General features: G+C 71.7%; 14 protein-coding genes and 2 pseudogenes. 6 read left to right on the top strand and 10 right to left on the bottom strand.

Annotated features, from left to right (window positions below; genetic code table 11):
* Window positions 1-9: 9 nt before the first annotated feature.
* Window positions 10-3,993, bottom strand: coding sequence for a cobaltochelatase subunit CobN (cobN, locus tag Manayef4_RS20860; RefSeq protein ID WP_217494153.1), 3,984 nt, complete (start codon window positions 3,991-3,993; stop codon window positions 10-12).
* Between the two features lie 244 nt (window positions 3,994-4,237).
* Here cobN and Manayef4_RS20855 point away from each other — a divergent pair, with 244 nt between their 5' ends.
* Genes Manayef4_RS20855 through Manayef4_RS20845 form a run of 3 tightly spaced genes read left to right on the top strand, consistent with a single transcriptional unit; the run spans window position 4,238 to window position 7,919 of the window.
* Window positions 4,238-5,683 carry a nitrite reductase gene (locus tag Manayef4_RS20855; RefSeq protein WP_070133025.1) on the top strand — a complete coding sequence of 482 codons (1,446 nt, stop codon included), beginning with the start codon at window positions 4,238-4,240 and terminating at the stop codon, window positions 5,681-5,683.
* Window positions 5,680-6,339, top strand: a complete 660-nt coding sequence (locus Manayef4_RS20850) for a precorrin-8X methylmutase (protein ID WP_070133023.1) — start codon at window positions 5,680-5,682, stop codon at window positions 6,337-6,339. Before Manayef4_RS20855 ends, Manayef4_RS20850 begins: the two co-directional genes overlap by 4 nt.
* Complete coding sequence (locus Manayef4_RS20845) at window positions 6,339-7,919, top strand: precorrin-2 C(20)-methyltransferase (RefSeq protein WP_023840482.1); 1,581 nt, start codon at window positions 6,339-6,341, stop codon at window positions 7,917-7,919. Before Manayef4_RS20850 ends, Manayef4_RS20845 begins: the two co-directional genes overlap by 1 nt.
* 52 nt (window positions 7,920-7,971) lie before the next feature.
* Here the strand turns inward: Manayef4_RS20845 and Manayef4_RS20840 are convergent, their stop codons facing one another.
* The 4 genes from Manayef4_RS20840 to Manayef4_RS20820 form a co-directional block, all read right to left on the bottom strand.
* Window positions 7,972-8,802, bottom strand: a complete 831-nt coding sequence (locus Manayef4_RS20840) for a cobalt-precorrin-6A reductase (protein WP_254665774.1) — start codon at window positions 8,800-8,802, stop codon at window positions 7,972-7,974.
* Complete coding sequence (gene cobM / locus Manayef4_RS20835; protein WP_070133022.1) at window positions 8,799-9,641, bottom strand: precorrin-4 C(11)-methyltransferase; 843 nt, start codon at window positions 9,639-9,641, stop codon at window positions 8,799-8,801. Before cobM ends, Manayef4_RS20840 begins: the two co-directional genes overlap by 4 nt.
* Window positions 9,642-9,896: 255 nt before the next feature.
* The gene (locus Manayef4_RS20830) at window positions 9,897-11,423 is read right to left on the bottom strand and encodes a hypothetical protein (RefSeq protein ID WP_011435963.1); all 1,527 of its coding nucleotides are present in this window, start codon (window positions 11,421-11,423) and stop codon (window positions 9,897-9,899) included.
* Between the two features lie 322 nt (window positions 11,424-11,745).
* Window positions 11,746-12,576, bottom strand: coding sequence for a DUF3710 domain-containing protein (locus tag Manayef4_RS20820; RefSeq protein WP_139140172.1), 831 nt, complete (start codon window positions 12,574-12,576; stop codon window positions 11,746-11,748).
* A gap of 232 nt (window positions 12,577-12,808) precedes the next feature.
* Between Manayef4_RS20820 and Manayef4_RS20815 the strand changes: the two genes are divergently transcribed.
* The 3 genes from Manayef4_RS20815 to Manayef4_RS20805 all read left to right on the top strand — a co-directional run bounded on the left by Manayef4_RS20815 (window position 12,809) and on the right by Manayef4_RS20805 (window position 18,626).
* Window positions 12,809-14,134, top strand: coding sequence for a DUF5925 domain-containing protein (locus Manayef4_RS20815; RefSeq protein WP_083282610.1), 1,326 nt, complete (start codon window positions 12,809-12,811; stop codon window positions 14,132-14,134).
* A 433-nt stretch (window positions 14,135-14,567) separates the two neighbouring features.
* Window positions 14,568-16,175 carry a carboxyl transferase domain-containing protein gene (locus Manayef4_RS20810; RefSeq protein WP_070133179.1) on the top strand — a complete coding sequence of 536 codons (1,608 nt, stop codon included), beginning with the start codon at window positions 14,568-14,570 and terminating at the stop codon, window positions 16,173-16,175.
* A 201-nt stretch (window positions 16,176-16,376) separates the two neighbouring features.
* Complete coding sequence (locus Manayef4_RS20805) at window positions 16,377-18,626, top strand: biotin carboxylase N-terminal domain-containing protein (protein WP_235463081.1); 2,250 nt, start codon at window positions 16,377-16,379, stop codon at window positions 18,624-18,626.
* A 284-nt stretch (window positions 18,627-18,910) separates the two neighbouring features.
* Here the strand turns inward: Manayef4_RS20805 and Manayef4_RS20800 are convergent, their stop codons facing one another.
* The 5 genes and pseudogenes from Manayef4_RS20800 to Manayef4_RS20780 form a co-directional block, all read right to left on the bottom strand.
* Window positions 18,911-19,531, bottom strand: a complete 621-nt coding sequence (locus Manayef4_RS20800) for a hypothetical protein (RefSeq protein WP_254665773.1) — start codon at window positions 19,529-19,531, stop codon at window positions 18,911-18,913.
* 61 nt (window positions 19,532-19,592) lie between these two features.
* Window positions 19,593-19,775, bottom strand: a pseudogene (locus Manayef4_RS20795) (transposase domain-containing protein); the annotation flags it as partial.
* Between the two features lie 303 nt (window positions 19,776-20,078).
* Window positions 20,079-20,810 (bottom strand): hypothetical protein, encoded by a 732-nt coding sequence (locus tag Manayef4_RS20790; protein ID WP_011435969.1) that lies wholly within the window; start codon window positions 20,808-20,810, stop codon window positions 20,079-20,081.
* 578 nt (window positions 20,811-21,388) lie between these two features.
* Window positions 21,389-21,762: pseudogene (locus Manayef4_RS20785) on the bottom strand (transposase); the annotation flags it as partial.
* 468 nt (window positions 21,763-22,230) lie between these two features.
* A partial coding sequence (locus Manayef4_RS20780) for a substrate-binding domain-containing protein (protein WP_139140170.1) occupies window positions 22,231-22,539 on the bottom strand: 309 nt, incomplete at its 5' end.

Below are 22,539 nucleotides of genomic sequence, written 5' to 3'. Positions count from 1 at the left end.
CCGGCGATCTCAGGCGTCGCCGGTGGGACCGTCCTCCAGGTCGCCCTCGGTACGCAGGTACAGCTCCTGCAGCGCGTCGAGGGTCGCAGCCTCCGGGTGCTCCCACAGGCCGCGCGCCGCGGCCTCCAGCAGCCGTTCGGTGATGCCGTGCAGCGCCCAGGGGTTGGACTCGGCGAAGAACTTCTGGTTCTCCGGGTCCAGTGCGTAGGTTGTGGCGAGCCGTTCGTACATCCAGTCCGCGACCACGCCGGCGGTGGCATCGTAGCCGAACAGGTAGTCGACGGTGGCGGYCATCTCGAACGCCCCCTTGTAGCCGTGCCGGCGCATCGCCGCGAGCCACCGCGGGTTCACCACCCGGGCGCGGAAGACCCGGGAGGTCTCCTCGGACAGCGTTCGGGTGCGGACCGCCTCCGGCCGGGTGCTGTCGCCAATGTAGGCAGCCGGCGCCCGGCCGGTCAGCGCGCGTACGGTTGCGACCATGCCGCCGTGGTACTGGAAGTAGTCGTCGGAGTCGGCGATGTCGTGCTCGCGGGTGTCGACGTTCTTCGCGGCGATGGCGATCCGCCGGTAGGCCGACTCCATGTCCTCCCGGGCGGGGGTGCCGTCGACCCCGCGGCCGTAGGCGTAGCCGCCCCACGTCGCGTATACCTCGGCGAGGTCGGCGTCATCGCGCCAGTTCCGGCTGTCGATCAGAGGCAGCAGCCCGGCGCCGTACGCCCCCGGCCGGGAGCCGAAGATACGCAGGGTGGCCCGCCGTTCGTCGCCGTGCCCGGCGAGGTCCGCACGGGCATGGGCGCGCACGAAGTTGTCCTCGTCGGTCTCGTCGAGGCCGGCGGCGAGCCGGACCGCGTCGTCGAGCATCGCCACCACGTACGGGAACGCGTCCCGGAAGAAGCCGCTGATGCGCACGGTGACGTCGATGCGGGGCCGGCCGAGCTCGGCGAGGTCGATCGGTTCGAGCCCGCTGACCCGCCGCGACGCTTCGTCCCAGGTCGGACGGATGCCGAGTAGGGCGAGCACCTCGGCCACGTCGTCGCCGGAGGTGCGCATCGCGCTGGTTCCCCAGGCGGACAGGCCCACCGACTCGGGCCAGGTGCCGGTGTCGGCCCGGTACCGATCGAGCAGGGAGGTCGCCATTGCCTGGCCCGTCTCCCAGGCGAGCCGGCTGGGGATGGCCTTCGGGTCGACCGAGTAGAAGTTCCGCCCGGTGGGCAGCACGTTGACCAGACCCCGCAGCGGCGAGCCGCTGGGACCGGCYGAGACGTAGCCGCCGTCGAGGGCGTGCAGCACGGCGGTGACCTCGTCGGTGGTCCGGGCGAGCCGCGGCACGATCTCCGTGGCGGCGAACCGCAGCACGGCCGCCACCGTCTCCCGGACCGGGTCGGTCTCCGCGTCCGCGTCCATGCCTGCCGGGCCGTGGACTTTCCTTGCCTTTCCAGAGGCTTTTGTGTCCGGTTTATCCCTCTGGATAGGCAAGGGGGGCAAGGGGATGGTCGCTGGCGAGGGAGGGGGGACGAGGACGGTCGTCACCACGTCGGATGCGGCCGACGGGTCCCAGGCGCGTTCCTCCATCGCCGTTACCAGGGCGAGCGCCGTCGCCTCGGCGGCGTCGACCGTGCCGCGGGCCGCCCGGTCGTCCTCGACGAGCCCGAGGGCCTCCCGCAGCCCCGGCAGGGTGACGCGCCCGCCCCACATCTGCCGGGCCCGCAGCATCGCGAGCACCAGGTTGATCCGCGCCCCGCCGGTCGGTGCTTCGCCGAGCACGTGCAGGCCGTCGCGGATCTGCGCGTCCTTCACCTCGCACARCCACCCGTCGACGTGCAGCAGGAAGTCGTCGAACTCGGCGTCGTGCGGCCGGTCGGTCAGTCCCAGGTCGTGATCGAGCCGGGCGGCCTGGATCAGCGTCCAGATCTGCGCCCGGATGGCCGGCAGCTTCGCCGGATCCATGGCGGCGATGGTGGCGTGCTCGTCGAGCAGCTGTTCCAGGCGGGCCAGGTCGCCGTAGCTCTCCGCGCGGGCCATCGGCGGAACCAGGTGATCGACCAGGGTCGCGTGCGCCCGGCGCTTCGCCTGCGTGCCCTCGCCCGGGTCGTTGACGAGGAACGGGTAGATCAACGGCAGGTTGCCGATCGCCGCGTCGGTCGGACAGGACGCGGACATGCCCACGGTCTTGCCGGGCAGYCACTCCAGCGTCCCGTGCTTACCCAGATGGACGACGGCGTGCGCGCCGAAGCCGCCGGAACTATCGGAGCCGCCGGAGCCGCCGGCGAGCCACCGGTAGGCGGCGAGGTAGTGGTGGCTCGGCGGCAGGCCGGGATCGTGATAAATGGCGACCGGGTTCTCCCCGAAGCCGCGTGGCGGCTGGACCAACAGCACGATGTTGCCGGCCTGCAGCGCGGCGAGCACGATCTCCCCGTCCGGATTCGCGGACCGGTCGACGTACAGCTCGCCGGGCGCGGGCCCCCAATGCCGTTCGACGCTCTCCCGCAGGTCGGCGGGCAGGGTGTCGAACCACGCCCGGTACCGCGCCGCGCTGATCCGGACCGGGTTGCCGGCGAGCTGCTCCTCGGTCAGCCAGGCCGGATCCTGCCCGCCCGCGGCGATGATCGCGTGGATCAGGGCGTCACCGTCCTCGGCCGTGACCCCCGGCAGCGCGTCCGGGCCGTCGTCGGGCCCGATGTCGTATCCAGCCGCGCRCATCGCCCGCAGCAGGCGCACGACGCTCGCCGGGGTGTCGAGGCCCACCGCGTTGCCGATCCGGGAGTGCTTCGTCGGGTAGGCCGAGAGCATGAGCGCCACCCGGCGTTCGGCCGGTGGGACGTGCCGCAGCCGGCCGTGCGCGACGGCGATGCCGGCCACCCGGTCGGCGCGTTCGGTGTCGGCGACGTAGCTTGTCAGCCCATCCGCATCGATCTCCTTGAAGGAGAACGGCACGGTGATCAGGCGCCCGTCGAACTCGGGGATCGCCACCTGTGTCGCCGCGTCCAGCGGGGACAGCCCGTCGTCCGACTCCGCCCACGTCGCCCGGCCGCTGGTCAGGCACAGTCCCTGCAGGATCGGGATGTCCAGCGCGGCCAGCGCGCCGACGTCCCACGCCTCGTCGTCGCCTCCGGCGCAGGAGTGCGCCGGCTGGCTGCCACCCGCGGCGAGCACGGTGACGATCAGCGCGTCCGCCCGCCCGAGGGTGGCGAGCAACTCGGGTTCGGCGGCGCGCAGCGACGCGCAGTACACCGGCAGCGGATCCCCGCCGGCACGCTCGACCGCGGCACAGAGTGCCTCGACGAACGCGATGTTCCCGGCGACGTGGTGCGCGCGGTAGTACAGGACACCGATGACCGGCCGCACCGCGACCGGCCGCACCGCGTTCCCCGCGAGGACGTCCGGGACGTCCCGGCTGGCTGATGCGTCCGGGGTGGCTGATGCGTCCGGGGTGGCTGATGCGTCCGYGGCCCGGTCGAGCACCCCCCAGGCCGGGATGGTCACCGGTGGGGCGAATCCGGTACCGGACAGTAGCAGGGTGTCGGCGAGGAATCGGTGCAGCTCGCCGAGGTTGGCCGGACCGCCCTGGGTTAGGTAGGCGTGTGCCTCGGCACAGATRCCGCCGGGCACCGTGGAGACGGCCATGAGCTCCGCGTCCGGGGTCTGTTCGCCACCGAGCACGACCACCGGGCGCGGGCCGGCGAGCAGCGTGTCGAGCCCCTCCTCCCAGGTCCGCCGGCCGCCGAGGATGCGCACCACGACCGCATCGGCACCGCTGGTCAGCGCCGGGAGATCGGCGACGGAGAGCCGGGCCGGGTTGGCGAGGCGGTAGCTGGCTCCGCTCGCCCGCGCGGAGAGTAGGTCGGTGTCGGACGTCGACAGCAGCAGGACGACCGCGTCAACCTCCGTCTCCCCGGCTCCTGGTGTCTCCCCGGCTTCGCGGGCGAACGCGGTCGACGGATCGTCGGAAGGGTCGTCGGACGGATCGGTGGGAGGAGTCTGCACAGGCGACATGGTGATGCCTTTCCCGGGGGTCCACGCCCCGCGTCGGTGGCCGTGCCTGGGGCGCACTCCCCGGTGACGGTGGCGGGRCCGCACCGGATTCGCACCGGATTCGCACCGGACTTCCTCGCCGTTCGCCGCTCGTGGCCCCGTCACGATCGCAGAGAGGTGGGCGGTGTTGTCAAGCACTCCGCTGTCGTCGTGACAAAGAAACGATCAACCGGCATCGCCCGAGTCCGGCACGTATGCTCCGCCGGTGCCCACCAGTCCGCGGGAGCGTGTCCGCGACGCCTGCCCCGGTGTGCTGACGACGCATCCGGCCGCGGACGGCGCGCTCGCGCGGCTGCGGCTGCCCGGGGGCCGGCTGACCGCCGCCGCGGCGAAGACCCTCGCCGGCTGCGCGCGGGAGTTCGCCGACGGCCACCTTGAGCTCACCTCCCGGGCGAACGTGCAGCTACGCGGCCTGGCCGACGGCACGGCCGAGGAGCTCSCCGCCCGGGTGAGCGCGGTTGGCCTGCTGCCCTCGACGACGCACGAGCGGGTCCGCAACATCGTGGGCTCGCCGCTGTCCGGACGCGGCGAGGCCGGCTGCCGGGACATCGCGCCGGTCGTCGCCGAGCTGGACCGCCGGCTGTGCGCGGATCCGGCTCTCGCCGCGCTGCCCGGCCGGCTGCTGTTCGCCGTCGACGACGGCAGCGGGGACCTGGCCGGGCTGCCCGCGGACCTCGCGCTGCGTGCCCTGCCTTCCGGGGAGATGCTGCTGGCCGTCGCGGGCGCGACCCGCGCGCTGCGGTTGCCCGTCCACGTCGCCGTACCCGCGCTCCTCGCCGCGACGCGGGCCTTCATCGAGGCCCGCGCCGCGGCGGGCACCGCCGCGATGGCCTGGCGGATCGCCGAGTTGCCGGGCGGACCGGGCGGACAGGACGGCCTGCTCGCGGCTGCCGCGACCGAGGCCGGGGTCGTTGGGATCGTCCAGGCCGCTGGAATCGCTCAGGCTGCTGGGAGCGCCACCGTTCGGGCCGGCGCGTGGCCCGGTCCGCATCCGCAGCGTGATGGCCGCCGGGCGTTGACCGTGCTCGTCCCCCTGGGGCGGCTGAGCGCCGACCAGCTCGACCTGCTCACCGCCGCCGCGGCGGCCGGTGGTGGTGACGGTGCTGGCGGAGCGGGCGATGCCGAAGACGGCGTCCTGGTTGTGACGCCGTGGCGGTCCGTCGTGCTCCGCGATCTCGACCCGGCCGAGGCTACCCGGTGGTCGAGGGCGGCGGCGGACGCGGGCCTGGTCGTCGATCCGGCATCATCCTGGGTCGGCGTGACGAGCTGTGCCGGTCGGCCGGGATGCGCCCGGGCGTTGGCGGATGTCCGCCGCGACGCGGCGGTGTCCGTGCGGATCCGAGCTGACGACCCGTCGGCGCCGACGCACCCGGCCGGGAGGCCGCGAGCCCTCCCACCCGTCCCGGTTGGCCCGGCCCTCGCGCCGGTGCACTGGTCGGGTTGCGAGCGGCGCTGCGGGCAACCGGGAGGACGGGTGGTGGAGGTTGTGGCGACCGGGTCCGGCTACCGGATCCGTCGGACGGGTCTCGGAGCCGCCGCCGTCGCATCCGTCGGAGCGGATGGCGGTGAGGCGACGGTCGTGTCGTCGAGCCCCGTCGACGGTCACCGGGACCTGGCCGCGGCCGTCAGGTCGGCGAGGAGGCTGGCATGAACGGCGCATCAGACATGAGCGGTGTGCAACGTTACGCCTACGTTCGCGACGGCGCGGAGATCTACCGTCGGTCGTTCGCGACGATCCGGGCCGAGGCGCGTCTCGATCGACTGCCCGGTGACGTCGCCCGGGTCGCGGTCCGCATGATCCACTCCTGTGGAATGGTGGATCTCGTCGACGATCTCGCTTTCACCCCCGGCGTGGTCGCGGCGGCGCGCGCGGCGTTGCTGGCCGGCGCCCCGGTGCTCTGTGACGCGCAGATGGTGGCGGCCGGTGTGACCCGCCGTCGGCYGYCCGCCGCGAACGAGATTCTCTGCCTGCTCGGTGATCCCCGGGTGCCGCGGCTCGCCGAGCGGCTGGGCACCACCCGCAGCGCCGCGGCGGTGGATCTGTGGGCGGATCGACTCGCCGGCTCCGTGGTGGCGGTCGGGAACGCTCCGACAGCGCTGTTCCGCCTGCTGGAACTCGTCGCGGCCGGAGCCGGGCGACCGGCGGCGGTGCTCGGCGTGCCCGTGGGGTTCATCGGCGCCGCGGAGTCCAAGCAGGCCCTCGTGGATGATCCGGCCCGGTTGGAGTATCTCGTCGTGCACGGTCGGCGGGGCGGCAGCGCGATGGCGGTCGCCGCGGTCAACGCGATCGCGAGCGAGGAGGATTAATGGTGCCGTCGAAGGGCCGGCTGTGGGGAGTCGGGGTTGGACCGGGGGATCCCGAGCTCGTCACCCTCAAGGCGGCCCGCCTGATCCGTGACGCCGACGTGATCGCCTACCACAGCGCCCGGCACGGCCGCAGCATCGCCCGGTCGGTCGCCGCGAGCCAGCTGCGCGGCGACCAGATCGAGGAGGCGCTGGTCTACCCGGTCACCACCGAGACGACCTCCCACCCCGGTGGCTACCGCGGCGCGATCGACGAGTTCTACGAGGACTGCGCCAAGCGGCTGGCCGTCCACCTCGACGCCGGCCGGGACGTCGTGGTCCTCAGCGAGGGTGACCCGTTCTTCTACGGCTCGTTCATCCACCTGCACCGGCGCCTCGCCGACCGGTACCCGACCGAGGTCGTGCCGGGGGTGACGTCCCTGTCGGCGGGGTGCGCGGTGCTCGGCCGGCCGCTGGTCGAGGGCAACGAAGTCCTCACCGTGCTGCCGGGCACGCTGCCGCCGACGGTCCTCGCCGAGCGTATCGCCGGCACGGACACCGCCGTCGTGCTCAAGATGGGACGGACCTTCCCGGGGGTCCGGGACGCCTTCACCGCCGCGGGACGTCTCGCGGACACCTGGTACGTGGAACGGGCCACCACCTCCGGCCAGCGCATCGCCCCGCTCGGTGCGGTAGACCCGGCCACGGTGCCGTACTTCTCGCTCGCGGTACTGCCGAGCCCGGTCCGGGGGCCGGACGATCCGGCGCCGCTGCGCGCGTCGCAGGCGGGCTGGGTACCAACGGCGCCCACCGTTGGTAAGGCTGGCGCCGTTGGTACCGGCGGCACGCCCGGCGCGGGGGAGGTCGTCGTGGTGGGCCTCGGACCGGGCGCCGCGGGCTGGTTGACGCCGCAGGCCGCCGAGGCGCTGGCCGCCGCCGACGACCTCATCGGCTACGGCCCCTACCTCGACCGGGTGCCGGTCGATCCACGCCAGCGCCGGCACGCCTCGGGGAACACCGTCGAGGCCGAGCGCGCCGAGCTCGCCCTCGAACTGGCGGCCGGCGGCGCGAACGTCGCCGTGGTCTCCTCCGGTGATCCCGGGGTCTTCGCGATGGCCACGGCCGTCGTCGAGGCCGCGGCGGCGGAGCGGTTCGCGGGCGTCGAGGTGCGGGTCGTGCCCGGGCTGACCGCCGCGCAGGCGGTGGCGAGCCGGGTCGGGGCGCCACTCGGCCACGACTTCTGCGTGCTGTCGCTGTCCGACCGACTCAAGCCGTGGGAGGTCATCGAGCGGCGGCTGCGGGCGGCGGCCGCGGGCGACTTCGTCCTGGCGCTGTACAACCCGGCTTCCCGTACCCGTCGCCATCAGCTGGAGCGGGCCCACGAGGTGCTGCTCGAACACCGCCCCTCGGACACGGTGGTGGTTATCGGCCGGGATGTCGGCGGTCCCACCGAGAGCATCACCGTGACGAGCCTCGGTGCGTTCGACCCGGCCGAGGTCGACATGCGCTGCCTGCTGCTCATCGGCTCGTCGACGACCCGGGTGGTGCGCCGTGGCCCCGGCCGGGACCTCGTGTTCACCCCACGTCGTTACCCGGTCACCTAGCCTCCGGTCACCTAGCCTCCGGTCACCTGGGCCCCGGTCACCTGGGCCCCGGTCACCTGGGCCATGGTGGTGCGACCCAGGCCACGGCGGCGTCGACATCGTCGACCGCGGCCACCCCGGGTGGCAGCGGCGGGCGGTCGACCATGACGACCGGCAGACCGAGGTCCCGGGCGGCGRCGAGCTTCGCCGCGGTCATCGTTCCGCCACTGTTCTTGGTCACGAGGACGTCGACGCGGTGCCGGCGCAGCAGGGCGGTCTCCCCGGCGACGTCGAACGGCCCACGATCGAGGATGACGGTCAGTCGTGGCGGTACCGGGCCGGTCGGCGGCTCGACCGACCGGGCCAGGAACCAGGGCCGGTGCAGGCCGGCGAACAGGGCGAGGTCGGTTCGCCCGGTGGTCAGGAACACCCGTGGGGCTGGATCGGAATGCGGGCGCGGTCCGGGTAGGACGAACCGGTCGAGCAGGGCGACCGCGCCGGCCAGCGACGGGACCCGGCGCCAGTCGTCGCCGGGCTGCTCGCGCCAGCTCGACCGGCGCAGGACGAGCAGCGGAACGCCGGTGGCGCGCGCGGCCTGTGCGGCGTGCGTGGTCATCGTCGCGGCGAACGGGTGGGTCGCGTCGACCACCGCATCGATCCGTTCGGCCCGCAGGTAGTCGACCAGGCCCGCCGCCCCGCCGAAGCCGCCGATCCGGATTTGGCAAGACGGTGGCAGCGCAGGCTCGCGGACTCGACCGGCCAACGAGTAGACGATCTCGATGCGTTCCGTGCCGGCGGGATCCGGGGAGCCGAGCCTGGTCGCCAGGCGGCGCGCCTCCCCGGTTCCGCCGAGCAGCAGCAGGCGGCGTGCCCCGGTCACCGAGCCCCGGGGGCGCCCGGTCACCGAGCCCGAGGGGCGGGATCCGGGCCACACGGCGCGGCGTTTGCCGGGGAGGCCTGGGAAACCGGGGAGGCCGGGGGAACGGACGACACGCATCCGTCCGGTCCGAAGCGTTCCCGGGAGTACAGGTAGCTGTCCCGGAAACCCTCCGCGGCCAGGGCGCGACCCACGATGATCACGGCCGTCCTGGTGAGCCCCGCGGCCCGCGCCCGACCGGCGATGTCGGCGAGCGTGCCGCGCAACACGATCTCGTCGGCCCGGCTGGCCCAGGCGACGACGGCTGCCGGGCAGTCCGTACCGTAGTTCGGCACGAGCTCGGCGACGAGCGTCTCGATACGGTGCACGGCCAGGTGCAGCACGAGGGTCGCCCCCGACCGGCCGAGGGTGGCGAGGTCCTCGCCGGGCGGCATGGGACTGGACAGCACGGCCGTGCGGGTCAGCACCACGCTCTGGGCGACGCCGGGAACCGTCAGCTCCCGGCGCAGCGACGCCGCCGCCGCGGCGAAGGCGGGGACACCCGGCGTCACGTCGTAGGCGATCCCGGCCGCGTCGAGCCGGCGCATCTGCTCGGCGACGGCGCTGTAGAGCGACGGGTCGCCGGAGTGCAGGCGGGCGACGTCGTGACCGGCGGCGTCGGCCGCGACCAGCTCCGCGACGGTGTCGTCCRACGGCATCCGGGCGGTGTCGACGAGACGGGCCCCGGGCGGGCAGTGTGCCAGCAGCTCGACCGGGACGAGACTGCCGGCGTACAGGCAGACCGGGCAGGATGCGATCAGATTCCGGCCGCGGACGGTGATGAGGTCGGCGGCGCCCGGTCCGGCCCCGATGAAGTGCACGGTCACGCCGGCCCCCGCCGGTTGTCTCCGGGCAGCTGGACGTCTCCGGGCAGCTCGGCGGCGGGGGCGGCGGACGCTCGGCGCATGCTGCTGGGCACAACCGGGCACGCTAGCAGGACGCCGGCGGCGGCGAGCCCCCTCGGGGACGCTCCGGCACGGGCGTCGCTGGGCGTCGCGATCCGGCTGCTCGCGCACTGACGGGAAGCCGGACACCGCCCTCCGGAACGTCAGAGAGACCGCGGCCGCCGCGCCGCCACCCCCTCACCGGTTGCGGCGTGGGCCGTGGCCGCAGGCCGTGACCTGCGCCGCGGCCTCGTCCCTGCCAGCGGACGCCGGCTCGGTCCGCACCGGGTCACCCGGCGACGGGCCGGGCTGCGACGGGTTGGTCGGTGTGCCGTCCTCGTCGGAGCCGGCCCGCGCGACGGTGGCCGGGGTGCCGGTGTACAGCGGCGGTAGGGTGGTCAGCCCCCGAACCGTCGCGGGCCGGAAGATCCGTCGTTTCCGCCACACGAACAGTCCGGCCGCGATGGCCAGGACACCGCGGCCGTTGATTGTGTAGAGCGCGATCCCGCCTTCGTACTGCAGGATCGCGGCCACCAGCGCCAGCAGGCCCAGGAGAGCCGCTGGATGGCGACATTCGCGCAGCGCGTACTCCAGTCGGACGAGGACGAATCCTGCCAGAGCCGCGAGGGTCACCATCCACGGCGGACCGCCGATGGGCAGCAGCTCACCGAGCTGGGTGGGCAGGCGGTCGAACGCGTTGGTGATCCCGTAGGTGTCGGACAGGCGCGTCTTGAGGGAACGCGACTCCAGGTCGGAATTCAGTTTGTCGGGATTGAGAAAACGCGGGACGGCGATGTTGACGTCGTTCCACAGGGTTACCGGACCGATGGGCGGAGAACCGTCGCGGAGCCGTCGCAGGATTATCGACGGGTAGGAGTTCCCGTCCAGGCGGACCCCGAGGTCTCCCACCTCGCCCGGGTTTATCCCGCCTTCCAGATGGGTCAGACCGGAGGCCAGGGCCTGCAGGCGCTGCCCGGGACCCACGCTGTACCCGAACACCTGCCGGCCCGCGTCCGCGCGTGCCCCGTAGATGACGACGTAGGCYAGAACCACGAGCGCGACGACCGAGACGAGCTGCCGTCGGCGTATGGGAATCCCGACGATGGACAGTAGGTAGATCACCGCGCCCGCGGCTATCGCCACCGGCAGCCGCTGCCCCGCCAGTGTGTGCAACGTACACTGGACGCCGAGCACCGGGAGGAATCCGCGGCCCTTCGTCCGCACGAGCACGGCGAAGCTTCCCAGGGCGAGGCCGACGACCAGGAACTGCGTCGCGAAGCCGCTGACGAGGTAGGGACTGCCGGTGACCGTCGAGGGGTCCGCGTGGCCGGGCGAGGTGTTCCTGCCGACCGCTGTCACGGCCACCGCAGCCAGGGCCAGCGGAGTCAGGACCCGCCAGTCGAAGAAGTCCAAGACTTCCTCCCGGCGGAAACCGGTGGACGGCGGCGTGCGCGGGGTCGCGAAGCGATAACCGAAAGCGAACGCGAGCAGGGAGAACCCGACCAGAACGGTGTAGGCCGCGACGTCGGACTCCGTGGTCAACAGCCGGTTGTCACTGTAGGACGGCACCAGGACCTGCAGGACCTCCGTCACCCCGTGGTAGACGATGGCGGCACCGACGAACATCAGCCCGAGACTGGACACGGCGTGCCGGCCCCGACCGCGAACCACCACGACCAAGGCGAGCCCCTGCAGCAGCAGACCCAGCGCTAGCGTGGCCGACACTCCGCACCTCCGCCCGTCGTGCCGGGTGCTCTCCGGGGGAGCCCCGGTCCGATGGTGACCGGCCCGGGCGACCCGAACCGCGCCATCCTTCCCGCATGGTGAACAGGCTTGATAAATCCGTTTACAGACGATTTCTGAACGGCCGCCGTTGCACGTCTGCTTCCGGCGTTGGGCTGAAGACCGTCGACCGGATAGCTCCGCGTGCTGCCCATGAACATCTCCGGACCGATCTCTACCAGGCCGCAGCCCAGATCTTCGTCGACCTCGTGGAGTACACCGACTCCCCACGGGCCTGAGCCGGGCCGGTGGTGGACGGGCCSGGTCACGACGCCGCGGGTGGGGGGGCCTCGCGGTTGGCGCCCCGCAGCGCCAGCGTCATGATCCTGCGTTCCGGGGGTTGCTCCGGAATGGCCGCGGCGGTGTCGGTTGTTCGGTCGGGACGGTCGGGACGGTCGAATCTGTCGKGACGTTCGAAGGGGATGGGCTCGCGCACCGGCATCGCCGCGTCCCCCCGGACGACGACGAGCCCGTCCAGTACCTCCTCCAGCAGCGGCGCCGCCGTCACGTCGACCGCGGCCGCACCGGTGATGACCGCACAGAGGATCCACCGCGGCCCCTCGATGCCGAAGATGCGGGCGGGCAGGCGGCCGACGGCCGTGTCGAGCGGCATGCGCAGCTCGGGGCCGTAGGGCCCGTCCTCGTCGTTCCATTCCGTGTCCTCCGGTGCCGAGAGCACCAGGTCCTCGTGGATCGACGCCCACAGGCCGCCGCTGCGCGGGGCGGCGAGGACGGACAGCTCCAGGACGGATGTCCCGTCCATCGCGGCCAGGGTGGGCATCGGCCCGGAGGCCGAGACCCGGATCCGGGTGCCGTTCACCCGCGGCACCACGAGAGCTCCGAAATCCGCTCGCGCCCGGCCGTCATCGGGCGCGTCCACCGCGTCGAACGGACCCCGGCCCAGCCGGGCGCCCCCGCTCGTCGTGGCGCTGGTTCCCGTGGCACCGGTTCCCGTTTCACCGGGCTTCCTCGCGTCACCGTCGCCCTTACCGGCCGCGGTACCGGCCCCGGTACCGGCCCCGGTGCCGGCATGGTCGTCCGGCTCCGGCTGCGCCGACTTTCGGCGCCGACGGTGGATGAGTAGCCCTCCTAGCATCCTGACCACCTCCCAGGAAGAAGCTTGGAGTGGCTGATGGATTACTTAAGGTAGGCGCGCCGCTGGTGGGGCCGGGAGATTCCCCGGGAGGTTGGCCGGGCCGCAACGTCCTCGGATCGGCCCTGATGGAGGCACGCGACAGGTCGCGGGCGGTGTACGGCCCCCGCGATGTGCCCGAGTAAATCGCGCAACGGGATGRCCGGGCGCTGAGTTGTCCGGGACCATCGGACAGGTGTCAGTTCCACATCAGAAGGCGTCGCTRCCTAAGTCCTGGATGGTCTCCGAGTCACTGAGCGGAGGGATGAAGCTCCCTTTCGTTGTCGGCCTGGACGACTCGGACACGCCCTACGACGTCGTCGACGCACTCGCCCTGGCTCCTTTCACAACCGGTGAGCAGCCCTGGGCCCGCAGTGCCCGGGTCGACCGGCTCCGGCCGGGAGCCACGCTGCTGCCGTCAGGGGCAAGGGTCCTGCGCGCGGTTGTCGAGGAGTCCCGCGATTCACGTCTCGCGGTCGGCGAGGGCTGGACAGTGCGAGCCGTGCGCTGGCGCGGCGGGGGTGGTGAGGTGACCGTCACCGCGGTGAGCGAACAGCTCGCCCGGGTGGTGATCGAGGACGTGCTCCGCTCGTCCGTCGCCGAGAGCGGTGCGGACAACGCCGTCAACATGGGTTTCTGGTATCTGTCCAGTCAACGTGGTCCGATCCGGACCAGCCGCCGGACGGCCACCACGACGTGGGCTTCGATCCGCGCCAACTACGCGTCGGCCGCCGTGGGCCCGCTCGACCGGCTCATGGCGGTTCGCCGGGACAACGTGGTCGGCCGCCTGATCCTCCTGCATGGTCCGGCGGGAACCGGGAAGACGACCGTGCTGCGGGCCCTGGCGAACGAATGGCGATCCTGGTGCCAGGTCGACTGCGTCCTGGATCCCGAGGCGCTGTTCGCCGATCCCGCCTACCTGATGGAGGTCGCGATCGGCTTCGACGACGACGGGGACCCGGAGGGGGAGAGCGCCGACGCCCGCGGCGCCGACGGCGGGGGTACCGACGGCGGGGGTACCGACGGCGGGGGTACCGACGGCGGGATCGCGTGGGCCGGGGATGCGGACAGCGGCGATGCCGGGTCCGGGGATGCGGACAGTCATGGTGCCCAGGCCGCGGCGACCGACCGCATGGGCGAGCCACCCGCCCACCGGTGGCGGCTGCTGGTGATCGAGGACTGCGACGACCTGATCCGTGGGGACGGCCGGGGTGCGGCTGGCCAGCAGCTCTCTCGACTGCTGAACCTCACCGATGGTCTGGTCGGGCAGGGCCGCGAGGTGTTGGTCGCCCTGACCACGAACGAGGATCTGCTGCGCATGCATCCCGCGGTTGTCCGTCCCGGCCGCTGTCTTGCCCAGATCGAGGTGGGAGCCCTGCCACACACCGAGGCGGTGTCCTGGCTGGGCTCCGCGGAGGGAGTCCGGTCGAGCATGACGCTGGCGGAGCTGTTCGCCCTGCGGGACGGCCGGGGCCTGCCGCGGCCCACCACCACGGACGCCCGCCACGGCATGTACCTGTGACGGCTGCGCGCCGTACTCCCGATTCGGGCCCGCCTGGCCGGGAGCGGGCCGGGTAGTCCCGCCGGCCCGACGGCGCCGCGCCCTGCGCGGTGCCGTCGGGTGGCCGGACCGTCCCGGTCGGACGCCACCGGTCAGGCATCGCTAAAGTTAGCCACCGGGGAGCAACCGGTGTATTTCGGATCGCCGGATCCTGGTCTTGGTCTCGKTCGTGGGTGAATGTCGGTGAAGGGGTGAAGGTCCGGCAACGGCAACGGGGATCGGCCGTCTGCCCGACGGTCCCCGCCGCCGTCTGCCTTGACGACGAGGTTAGCGGTCGTTAACTTGGGGGCGTTGTTTCGGGGCCCGACGTCCACTCGTGGGGGTGACTGTGAGCGCAGCACGCGCCGGAACCATCGCGGGTCGGCGGTCCGACGAGGTCCGGCGGTCCTCGGCCATGCCGGTCCTGACCAGTCGGGTCGATGCCGCGGGTGAACAGGGACGGCGCAATRCCGAGAGGCATTGGCACGCTGTGACCGATCTCCAGGAGCGGTTGGCGGTGGCGGCGGTCGGCGGGTCGGAGCAGGCGCGGTCCCGCCACGTGGCTCGCGGCAAACTCCTGCCCCRCGACCGGGTCGACACGCTGCTCGACCGGGGGAGTCCTTTTCTGGAGCTCTCCCCGCTCGCCGCGAACGGCTTTTACGAGGATCCGGTTCCGGGGGCGGGCATCATCACCGGCATTGGCCGGATCTCGGGTCGGGAATGCATGGTAGTCGCCAACGATGCCACGGTCAAGGGTGGCACCTACTATCCGTTGACCGTGAAGAAGCATCTGCGCGCCCAGGAGGTGGCGCTACAGAATCGGCTGCCCTGTGTCTATCTGGTCGACTCTGGGGGAGCGTTTCTTCCGCTGCAGGACCAGGTCTTCCCGGATCGGGAGCATTTCGGGCGGATCTTCTTCAACCAGGCCCGGATGTCCTCGCTGGGAATCTCCCAGATCGCGGCGGTGCTCGGTTCGTGCACGGCGGGCGGCGCGTACGTTCCCGCGATGGCCGACGAGGCGGTGATAGTCAGGAATCAGGGGACGATCTTCCTCGGTGGTCCGCCGCTCGTGAAGGCCGCGACCGGCGAGGTGGTGTCGGCCGAGGATCTCGGCGGCGGGCTGCTGCACTCCCGCACCTCCGGGGTGACCGACCACCTGGCCGAGGACGACGCCCATGCGCTGCGGATTGTGCGCTCMATCGTCGCGGGCCTCGCGCCGCGCGGGCCGCGGCCGTGGGAACTGGAGCCGACCGAGGCACCGACGGTCGACCCGGCCGGGCTGTACGCCGCGGTACCGACGGACGGGCGTACCCCCTATGACGTGCGAGAGGTGATCGCGCGCATCGTTGACGGCAGCCGTTTCGCGGAGTTCAAGAAGGAGWACGGAACGACGCTGGTCACTGGGACCGCCCGCCTCCATGGCCATCCCGTGGGGATCGTCGCGAACAACGGGGTGCTCTTCGGCGAGTCGGCGCTGAAGGGCACCCATTTCATCGAGCTCTGCGATCAGCGCGGTATCCCGTTGGTGTTCCTGCAGAACATCACCGGTTTCATGGTGGGTCGGGAGTACGAGGCCGGCGGCATCGCGAAGCATGGCGCGAAGATGGTTAACGCGGTTGCCTGTGCCCGGGTGCCGAAGTTCACCGTGGTGATCGGCGGTTCGTTCGGCGCGGGTAACTACTCGATGTGCGGCCGGGCATTCTCGCCCCACTTTCTGTGGATGTGGCCGAATGCCTGCGTCTCGGTGATGGGCGGGGAGCAGGCGGCGGCGGTGCTGGCGACCGTGCGCCGGGACCAGATGGAAGCCGCGGGGGTCGCCTGGAGCGAGRCCGACGAGGTCGCCTTCCGGGCGCCGATCCTGAATCGGTACGCGGAGCAGGGCAGCCCGTACTATTCGACCGCTCGGCTGTGGGACGACGGTGTCATCGATCCGGCCGACACCCGTATGGTGCTGGGCCTGGGCCTGTCGGTGGCGGCGAACGCTCCGCTGGAACCGGTGGGCTACGGCGTCTTCCGGATGTGAGGGGGACATCCTGGCGTGCGGAAACATCCGATGTGAGGAAACCAATCGTGAGGATCAAGGGTGTCCACGGCTGATCTGTCCGCCACGAATCACGCAGGCGGCGATCCCGGCATCGCGGGTTCCGCCGGTTCCGCCGGTCACGGCGGCGGTGCCGGCCACGGTCCGGATGGCCATTCCACGCCGGCCCGGCCGGCGGGCGTCGTGCCGCCGAGGGCACCGGGAACGTCGGGTCTGACGTTCTCGTCGGTGCTCGTCGCGAACCGGGGTGAAATCGCCGTCCGGGTGATCCGCACACTGCGCGATCTCGGTATCCGGTCCGTCGCCGTCTACTCAGACGCCGACGCTGGGGCGCGGCACGTCCGGGAGGCGGATGTCGCGGTGCGGCTGGGCCCGGCGCCCGCGAAGGAGAGCTACCTCAGCATCGAGGCCGTGCTGGAGGCGGCGAGGGTATCCGGGGCGGAGGCCGTCCATCCCGGTTATGGCTTCCTCGCCGAGAACGCGGCCTTCGTACAGGCCTGTGAGACGGCCGGAGTGCTCTTCATCGGACCGTCGCTTGCCGCGGTGCAGGTGATGGGCGACAAGATCACCGCGCGGCGGACGGTGGCGGAGGTGGGGGTGCCGGTCGTGCCGGGCCGGTCGGCGCCGGGCATGAGCGATGCCGCGATCGCCGAGGCCGCCGGTCAGATCGGCTATCCGGTGCTGCTCAAACCCTCGGCAGGGGGTGGTGGCAAGGGGATGCGCATCGTCCGCGAGCCCGCCCGACTGCCGGAGGCGATCGCGTCGGCCCGCCGGGAGGCCGCCGCCGGCTTCGGGGACGACACCCTGTACGTGGAGCGGTTCATCACCCGTCCCCGCCACGTCGAGGTCCAGATCCTCGCCGACGAGCACGGCAGCGTGCTCCACCTGGGTGAGCGGGAGTGCAGCCTGCAACGGCGCTACCAGAAGATTGTTGAAGAGGCGCCGGCGCCGGCGCTCGACGCGCGGACCAGGGAGCGGCTCGGGGGGGCGGCGGTCGCCGTCGCCAGCGCCGTCGGCTACGTCGGAGCGGGCACGGTCGAGTTCATCCTGTCCGCCGACGCGCCGGATGAGTTTTACTTCATGGAGATGAACACCCGGCTCCAGGTCGAGCATCCGGTCACCGAGCTGGTGACGGGGGTGGACCTGGTCGCCGAGCAGATCCGGATCGCGGCCGGGGAGCCGTTGCGCTTCGGTCAGGCCGACATCCGCCTAACCGGGCACGCGGTGGAGGCGCGGATCTACGCCGAGGACCCCGGGCGGGGATTCCTGCCGACCGGCGGTAGGGTGCTGACTTTCCGGGAACCGGCCGGGCCGGCCATCCGCGTCGACGCCGGCATCGGGGCCGGGGACATCGTGAGCACCACGTATGATCCTATGCTGGCCAAGGTGATCGCCTGGGGCGCGGACCGCGCCGCCGCGATCGCCCGCCTCGACACCGCGCTCGCCGGCACGGTCCTGCTCGGGGTGACGACCAACATCGGCTTCCTGCGCTCGCTGCTCGCCCATCCGGACGTCGTCGCCGGGCGGCTCGACACCGGTCTCGTCGAACGTGATCTCGCCGCCCTCACCCAGGACGATCTGCCCGGCGAGGCGTTCCTCGGATACGCCCTGGCCAGGCTGCTGACGTTGCAACCGGCCGGTCCGGTGGTCGACCCGTGGGACATCCCCTCCGGATGGCGGCCCGGTGAGCCCGCGTGGCTGACCTGGGAGGTCGCCCTGCCCGGTGGGGCAGTACCGTCCGGCGGCCCCGACGGCGCCGAACCTGGTGGCAGCGCGCCACCCGAGATCGGGGCCGGGGTTGAGGGCGGGGCCGGGAACATCCACGGGGATGGGAACATCCACGGGGATGGTAACGGCCACGGGGATGGGGTGGAGCCGGGACGCGGGGAGCGGACGGTGTCAACGCTGCGGGTCGCGGCGCGCGGCACCCCCGACGCGGCCCGGGTCCGGATCGCCGACGGGCCGCCGGTCGCCGCATCGGTCAGTCAGCTCGGCGACGAGCTGCTCGTCACGATCGGTGCGGTCACCACCCGGTGGGCCTACGCGTGGGAGCCCGCCGACGGGATCCTCTGGCTTGGCCGCGACGGTGGGGCGTGGGGCCTGGCCGAGGTGATTCCGGTGGCGGGCACCGGGGCCGGGCCGGTGCCCGGCGGGCAGGCGCGTAGCCCCATGCCGGGCACGGTGACCGCGGTGTTGGTCGAACCGGGGATGACCGTGGCGGACGGGCAGTCGCTGGCCGTCGTCGAGGCCATGAAGATGGAGCACACCGTCTCGGCGACGGGCGCCGGGATCGTCAAGGAAGTACTCGTCCGGCCCGGCGACCTCGTCGCCCTGGACCAGCTGCTGGTGGTGATGTCCGTGGCGGGCCCGGCCGACCCCGACCCCGAATCCGGAGCAGTCGCTCCGGCGGGCCGGCGAAATGTGGAGGGTTGAGCATGGTTTGACGCCGTCGGACCGTGCTCAACCCTCCACAACTTTCCGTTGTCCTTTCCGTTGTCCGCGGCGGCCACCCTGGGTCGGTCGCCGGAGTCAGTGCAGGCCGGAAACGTCAATCCTTCTCTCAGCGCCCAGCCAGCCGCCGCAGGAGCGTCTTGCGGGCATCGGCCTCGGCCAGGTTGGACAGGTCGAGGTGGGCCGAGGAGGCCTGATCGAATGCGGCCGGCACGGCACAGGCCTCGACCAGGACGGTGACGAGTCTGCACGCGGACCCGGTCGGGTCATCCGCGTCCAGGGCCGCGCGCCCGGGTTGCGTCGGTCCCCGGCCGGGTGGATGTCCGTCCGAGGCAGGTCAGGGCGACGGCCAGCAGGGACAGCGGGATCTGGTCGCGCCACAGGTCGACCAGACCGGCCCGGCGTGCCCAGTCCTTCGCCGCCGATCGGACCCGGTCGATGAGCAGGAACAGCCACCGCGGCACGAGGTCTCCGTCCTGCTCCGGGTCGAGCAGCAGATCGATGACGGCGGTGCGTTGCGCCGCGGACAGCTCCGACAGTCTCCGGGCAAGGATGTGCAGGACCAGATGGACGGGATCCCGGGTGAGCACGGCGTCGGCCGCGTACCGCGACAGGTCGATCAGCTGATACGTCGTGTCGACGTTGCGCAGTGAGGACGGGATCAGGATGTTCTCGATGTGCAGGTCGCCGTGGGCCTTCCCGACGAAGGTCGGGATGCGAATACCGTCCGTGCGCGATGGATCCAGGACCAGTGCGAACGGGTTCGGCAGTGGGTTGTCCTCGCCTTCGGCGTCGATGGTGGGGCCGGGGTACGCAGCGGCGGTGCGCCGCGGGCGGTTGCCCGGGGCGAGCCGCTCGGTGAGCTGACGCGCAAGGATGGTCGGCACGTCCAGTGACGGCAGAAGGGCCGGCCCCACCCACTCATCGAGGACCACCCCGACCACCCCGAATCGTGAAGTACACCATGACCCGGGCTGGCAGCAGCCTGGTACGCCGTTCCTGCCGTTTCGTCTCCACCAGCGCTTCATCGACGAGATCCCGGGGAACGATTCTGGCGAGCACACCGATCGAAATACGGTCGGTCAGCCGCTCGCTGTCCACGGCTGGCAATTCCACCTCAACATCGAGGATTCAGCGACCCACCTCGGGGACGCCAACATCTCCGCCAACTTGATCATGGACAAGGCCGGGCACAAGTCGCTGCGCAGCGTGCAGCGCTACGTCAAGCCGGGCCTGGCCGCCGTGCACCAGGCCACCGAGGTGCTGTCCGGCCCGCGGCGCCGGGAGTAGCTCGGGATSAACGCAGGTTGGGCATATCCGCGCGGTCGTGCATCTGCTGGCCACCGCTCATCGAGGAGGGCCGGGACCTGTCCTCGATGAGCGGCATCCTGGCCGACAGCTCCTATCGTCTGTTGCCGGCCGGACGGCCGGGCCTCACGTCAGGTGCCGGGTGAAGAACCGGGCCGCAGCGTCCCCCGCGAACTGCGGGACGCCGGTGTGCCCGCCCAGATTGGCGTGCAGCGTCTTCTCCTTGGAGCCGAAGGCGTCGAACAGGTCCAGGGCCAGCTGCCGGTCGTTTCCTTCGTCGTCCCACTGCAGCAGGACGTGCAGCGGAATGGTGACCTGGCGGGCCTCCTCGAACATGGTGTGGGGCACGAAACTCCCGGCGAACAGAACGGCGGCCGAGATGCGCGGCTCGACCACCGCCAGCCGGATCCCGATGGCGATCACTCCCCCCGAGTACCCGACCGGGCCGCCGATCTCGGGCAGCGAAAGGAAGGCGTCCAGGGCGGCCTGCCATTCCGGGACCGCCTTTTCGACCAGCGGGAGGACGAGCCGGTCCACGATCTCCTCGTCGACCGGCTCGCCGGCCTTCAGCGCCCGGTGCAGGTCGACGCGGGCCTGCTCAGCGGTGGCGGAACGGGGCCGGTCACCGCTTCCGGGGAGCTCGATGGTGGCCGCGGCGAAGCCGTCCGCCGCGGAGCGCCGGGCCCGGGCCACCAGTCGGGGGTACATCTTGTGCAGTCCGCCGGGGTGACCGAGCAGGATCAGCGGGGCCGGTGCGGATGCGGATGCGGGAGTCCACAGGATGCCGGGGATCTCGCCGAGGGTGAATGCGCGTTCGAGGACACCGTCGTCGAGGCGCTGTTCAGACGTGAATCGCATGGTCGTGCCTTTCGGGAGTGCTTGTGAACGGCGCTCCCGGACGACCTATCGCCCGACCGTGACCCCGGAGGGGAGCACCCATGTCGATACTGCGTTCACGGGTACCACCTCCTCGTTCTTTCGCACGGCCTCCGGCAAGCTAGCAGTGGTCACCGTGATCCGCCAACAGGTTTTCCCAGAGGCTCCGTGGCCGGATGCCCCGGAGCCACTCGCAGCGCTCCGCTAGCCCGATGGCGCGGTGCGCGGTKGCGTCCCTCGACGACCTGGCGCAGATCATCGCCGGGTTGAGGCTGTCCGTGGGGGACCACACTGGCAGCGACCGTTGATCGGGTGGTCTGTAGTCGAGCGCTTCTTGGGTTAGCTGTCACGGTGCGTCACGCCGAGGGGCTCCTTGTTGTCAGGAGCGACGCTGTGACACGGGGGTTGTCAGGGGCCACCGGACAAGGCGTAGGAGTAGAGCAGGATCAGCGTCGCGGCGACTCGATCTAGCAGCGGAMGGTCGGTGTCGGTGACGGCGCGGCGGCGGGCGAGGAACTCCTCGGCATGCCAGGCATCTCGTACTCCAGTGACAGTGATCCTTACGTGGTCGCGGCACGGGCGACGGCCGACTGGTTGGCTCGGATCCGGGTTTGGAAGTGGTAGAGGCGGGCGCGTGCCTGGTGGCGACGACGCCAGTCCGACCACCATGTGATCATCGCTGCTGGGATAGCAGCCTGTCCGAACAGGGCGAGGACGTGCCGGATTTCGTTGGAACTGAACGGAATCATCTGCTCCTCCAACCAGTCCCGCAGCTCGGCGTTCGCGCCGTACACCTCGTCACCGGCGACYCAGCCCAGCTCCCGATGAGCCARCCAGAACCGGCGGATCATGTCCAGGGCCAGCAGTGGTTTCGTCGCGAACCCCGCCGTCGGGGCACCCCCGCCGCGGCGCACCGATCCCGGTCCTCGGTCCAAACCGGCCTCCCACACCGCCACGTCCGACCCGGATACACTCCGCGCCGCGGYCACCGCGGATTCTTTGTTGGTTCTCACAAACTACGGAGGATCACAGGGTGGCCACCCCCGTTCGGACGCCACGCCGCCACCCCACACAGAGACCACACATCSGCCACTGTCACTGGAGTACTAGGCACGGTTGACGGTCTCCAGACCGCGCCCAACCCGCCACACTTGTCCGTCGCGACCATCCGTCGCGACGTCGGCCCCCGGCCGAGGCCGTGCTGCGGCGGGTCGTCGGACGTTGACGAGCGCGCAGGTATCGAGGCCACGGATGCCCACCCATGGCACAGTGGGAATCCGTGACAGGTGAACGTATGGCTACGGCCGGGTAGCAAGGACGATCAACCGCGCCGATGTAATGGCGTCGTAAGGTTTCCCTTGATAGCTGCCTCGGGTGTCAGTGATGCGAAAATCAGCATGAGTTATGTTGTTCCGCTCGCGGGGCGGCACGTCGTGTCACGGATCTCGATGCTCACGGGCAGCACGACCACTTCCGAGGCGTCCAGGTTCTGGGAAGCATCCGGAACAGCGTCGAGGAGACTGAGCAGCAACTCGGCGGCGATCTTCCCCTGACGGGCCAGCGGCTGGACGACCGTCGTCAGCTCGAACACCTCTGCCTTGTCGTGCCCGCCGAAGCCGATAACAGACATGTCCTCCGGCACGCGGAGCCTGGCACGGCGCAACGCCCGCAGCGCACCCATCGCCATCTCGTCGTCCGCGACGAACACCGC

The organism is Frankia sp. CgMI4 (genome assembly GCF_001756285.1).
In the GTDB taxonomy this organism is placed as follows: domain Bacteria; phylum Actinomycetota; class Actinomycetes; order Frankiales; family Frankiaceae; genus Frankia; species Frankia casuarinae.
This window is presented reverse-complemented; position numbering and strand designations above follow the sequence as displayed.

Bases quoted from the DNA above. Each gene is read 5' to 3' on its own strand.
- Manayef4_RS20790 (WP_011435969.1), bottom strand. From the start codon at position 20,810: ATGCGATTCACGTCTGAACAGCGCCTCGACGACGGTGTCCTCGAACGC.
- Manayef4_RS20845 (WP_023840482.1), top strand. From the start codon at position 6,339: ATGGTGCCGTCGAAGGGCCGGCTGTGGGGAGTCGGGGTTGGACCGGGG.